3 protein-coding genes and 2 tRNA genes are annotated in these 2,631 nt (G+C 64.3%); 3 read left to right on the forward strand and 2 right to left on the reverse strand.

The window, feature by feature from the left end; all coding sequences use genetic code 11:
• The first annotated feature begins 153 nt into the window (after positions 1 to 153).
• Positions 154 to 238 (forward strand) — tRNA-Tyr (locus tag VNZ93_RS17320).
• 29 nt (positions 239 to 267) lie between these two features.
• Here the strand turns inward: VNZ93_RS17320 and VNZ93_RS17325 are convergent.
• Both VNZ93_RS17325 and VNZ93_RS17330 read right to left on the reverse strand, forming a co-directional pair.
• On the reverse strand, positions 268 to 558 hold the full coding sequence (locus VNZ93_RS17325) for a hypothetical protein (protein ID WP_325707844.1): 291 nt from the start codon (positions 556 to 558) through the stop codon (positions 268 to 270).
• A gap of 104 nt (positions 559 to 662) precedes the next feature.
• Entirely contained in the window at positions 663 to 899 is a 237-nt protein-coding gene (locus tag VNZ93_RS17330) for a hypothetical protein (RefSeq protein WP_325707847.1), read from the reverse strand.
• On the opposite strand from VNZ93_RS17330, the gene iaaH reads away from it, so the two are divergent.
• Both iaaH and VNZ93_RS17340 read left to right on the forward strand, forming a co-directional pair.
• Complete coding sequence (gene iaaH / locus VNZ93_RS17335) at positions 891 to 2,429, forward strand: indoleacetamide hydrolase (protein WP_325707850.1); 1,539 nt, start codon at positions 891 to 893, stop codon at positions 2,427 to 2,429. The two genes, VNZ93_RS17330 and iaaH, sit on opposite strands and share 9 nt — an antisense overlap.
• Before the next feature lie 126 nt (positions 2,430 to 2,555).
• Positions 2,556 to 2,629 (forward strand) — tRNA-Gly (locus VNZ93_RS17340).
• Positions 2,630 to 2,631: the final 2 nt, after the last annotated feature.

Raw genomic sequence — 2,631 nt, forward strand, 5'->3', positions numbered from 1 at the left:
CATTGACTTAAGCGGGCGTCGCCACCATAAACCCGACCGCGTCCGGCGCCGGCGTAAAAAGCTTGCGCCCGGGCGTTTTACATAAAGCCGATCCGGGTTAAACCTTTTGTCGGCTGGGTGCGACCAACGTGTGGTCGCACAGACTGATCCCGTGGAGGGGTGCCCGAGTGGCTAAAGGGGACGGACTGTAAATCCGTTGGCTATGCCTACGTTGGTTCGAATCCAACCCCCTCCACCAATTCTCCGAAATCGCCGCTGAAGCGCTGCTCAACGTCCGGTGTAAGGACGGCACGCACCGTTCTGCCACGTATAGCCGGGGACATTGCAGGAGATCGTGCCGCTGCGATCCCAGGTCGGGACGCCGTAATTCGGATTGCGGTAGGGGCGGCCGTATGGCCCGCCGTAGGGCCCGTGATAGTAACGGCCGCCGCGGTATTGCGGCACACAACGATATCCATCGAAAAAGTAGCCGCGACCGCAACCGTCGCGCGCCTCCGCAATGCTCCCGAAGCCGATCGTCGCCGCTCCGGCTATCATCGCCAGGAACAATGCCCGCATAGGTCTGCCCTCCAAGATTTGTGGACGTAAAGACGCACAAACGTGCGGTCGGTTCCCGCCGCAAGCGTCGCGTCGGCCGGGACTGGTTCGCACGGTGGAAGCTTTCACGGACACCCGAAGCTGCCCGTCATCATCATCAGCAGCGCGCCGATGATGGTCGCGGCGAGGACGATGGCGAAGATCATCCCTGGCTCCTTCGTGTCCCCCGGCCTGATAACTACGAAGCCGAGGCGTGGTTTCGCGTGCTGCACCGCGAAAGTAACAGTGGTCCGGTCATGCTGGACCTGCATAATCCGGTGTACACTGCGCGTTGCATTATCAGAGGCCTCACCATGCGCCATGCGTCCCGCCGCGATGTTCTGACCGCCACTCTCGGACTGACCGCCATCAAGGCCATTTCCATTCTGCCATTCGGGACGCAGGCGTATGCGCAGACGCCGCCGCAGACCGCCGCCGGCATCGTCTCGGCCATCCGCGAGAAGCGCACGAGTGCGACCGATGTAGTGAAGGCGGCGCTCGCGCGTGCGGAGCAGATGAAGCATCTGAATGCGATCATCACCCTCAACACGGAGGGCGCGCTAGCCGCGGCAAAGAAGATCGACGACATGGTTGCCGGCGGGAAGCCGCTTCCGCCGCTCGCCGGCCTTCCTATCGTGGTCAAGGATAACATCAACACCGCAGACCTGCCGACGACGGGCGGCACCGAAGCGCTGCGCAACGCGCGTCCGAACGCCAACGCGCCCTCGCTGCAGAAGCTGATCGATGCTGGCGCCATCGTGGTCGGTAAGGCGAACATGCACGAGCTCGCCTTCGGCATCACCTCGACCAATGCCGCGTCCTTCGCCGGTCACGTGAAGAATCCGTACGACACGACGCGCATTCCCGGCGGCTCGTCAGGCGGCACATCGGCCTCGATTGCTGCCGGGATCGTGACGGCCGGGCTCGGCAGCGACACGGGCGGCTCGACGCGGATTCCGGCAGCGCTCACGGGCACGGTGGGACTGCGGCCCTCCGTCGGCAATGGAGGCGCGCAGCGCCGCTATCACGACGCGAACGCGGTCGTGCCGATCAGCCATACGCGCGACACGGTCGGCCCGATGGGGCGCACGGTCGCCGACGTCGCGCTTCTGGATTCGGTGATCACCGGAACGCCGCTCGCGACCCCCGCAGCGCTCAAGGGGAAGCGTATCGGCATTCCGACGTCGTTCTGGAACGGGCTCGATCCCGAACTGGAGGCGGTGGTCAAAACAGCGCGCGGCAAGCTCGAAACCGCAGGCGTGGTGTTCGTGGACGGCGACCTTCCGGGGCTCGCGGAACTCAACGCGAAGGTGTCGTTTCCGGTCGCCCTGCATGAGCCTGTGGAAGACATCCCGGCCTATCTGAAGGCGTCGGGCATCGACGGCGTGACGCTGGAGGATATCGCGGGAAAGATCAAAAGCCCGGACGTGCAGGGCGCCTTCGGCGCGATCCTGAAGGATGCGTTCGGCAAGGATTACCCGGACGCGATGAAAGTGCACCGGCCGGCGCTGCAGAAGCTCTATGCCGATTACTTCAAGGCCAACAACCTGGACGCCATGCTGTTTCCGACCACGCCCGCGCCGGCGGTGCCGATCGACGCGGAGAAGGGCTCCGGCGAGATGTCGATCGGCGGCGGCAAGCCGGCGCCGACCTTCTTCACGATGATCCGCAACACCGATCCGGGCAGCAATGCTGGTATACCCGGCCTCTCGCTTTTCGCGGGGATGACCAAGGGCGGCCTGCCGGTCGGAATCGAGATCGACGGGCCAGTCGGCAGCGATACCGCGCTGCTGGCGCTCGGGCTGGCCATGGAGGCGCTGCTTGGGACCGCGCCGGCGCCGGGAGCCAAATAGCGGCCTCAAGTAACGTCTCCGGCCACCGCGTCCGGCGTCTTCATGGGTGTCTTCATATATGTGCTGGTAAGGTCTTGTTTCCGGCGGCGTTTTATGAAACCAAGCAGGCCGCCGGACCGGCCGGATGCGGGTGTAGCTCAATGGTAGAGCAACAGCCTTCCAAGCTGATGACGAGGGTTCGATTCCCTTCACCCGCTCCAAT

Origin of the sequence: Pseudorhodoplanes sp. (genome assembly GCF_035565795.1) — a bacterium.
In the GTDB taxonomy this organism is placed as follows: domain Bacteria; phylum Pseudomonadota; class Alphaproteobacteria; order Rhizobiales; family Xanthobacteraceae; genus Pseudorhodoplanes.